At 60.1% G+C, this 715-nt stretch carries 1 protein-coding gene; it reads left to right on the top strand.

All coding sequences use genetic code 11. From position 1 onward, the window contains the following. On the top strand, positions 1-672 hold a 672-nt coding region (locus DL891_RS16600; RefSeq protein WP_111721592.1), incomplete at its 5' end, for an IS3 family transposase. Positions 673-715: the final 43 nt, after the last annotated feature.

The following is a 715-nucleotide window of genomic DNA, read 5'->3' as shown; positions in this document are numbered from 1 at the left end:
GACCTAGCCGAGGAAGGTACGGAGTGCTCTGCGGAGTTGGTGCGGCAGATCATGCGCGATCAGGGCCTGATCGCGTGTCAGCCGCGCCCGTTCCGGGTCACGACCGAGGCAGATGCCGGGGCTGCCGCGACCATGCCGGACCTCGTGAAACGGGACTTCACTGCGGATCGACCCGGGGTGAAATTTGTCGGCGATATCACCTACATTCATACCTGGCAGGGTTTCATCTATCTGGCCACCGTGATCGACTGTTACTCGAAGAAAGTCGTCGGTTGGTCAATCGCCGACCACATGCGCACCGAACTGGTCGAAGATGCGTTGAAGAACGCCGCGGCAACGACCGTGATCGAAGCTGACGCGATCTGGCACTCGGACCGCGGCAGCGTCTATACCTCGGCTGATTTTCGGGGCTTGGTCACTAGTCTCGGCATGCGTTCGTCAATGGGAAGGACCGGCGTGTGCTGGGATAACGCGATGGCCGAATCGTTCTTCTCCGCGTTGAAGAACGAACGCGTCTACCGAACCGCATACGCCACCAAGAGACAGGCCAAGCGGGACGTGATCCGCTACATCGAGGGGTTCTACAACAGTCGACGCCGGCACTCGGCGCTCGGCTACCGGCGCCCCAACGAAGTGCACTACGATTACCAAAAGCCAGCCACGGCAGCGTAAGAATTCAATCGAATCCGCTGTCCGAAATCACCGCAGCAGCCCA

It is taken from the genome of Homoserinimonas sp. OAct 916 (genome assembly GCF_003260275.1).
Taxonomy (GTDB): domain Bacteria; phylum Actinomycetota; class Actinomycetes; order Actinomycetales; family Microbacteriaceae; genus OACT-916.
Note: the sequence above shows the minus strand (reverse complement) of the source record. Positions and strands in the feature narration are given on the sequence as shown.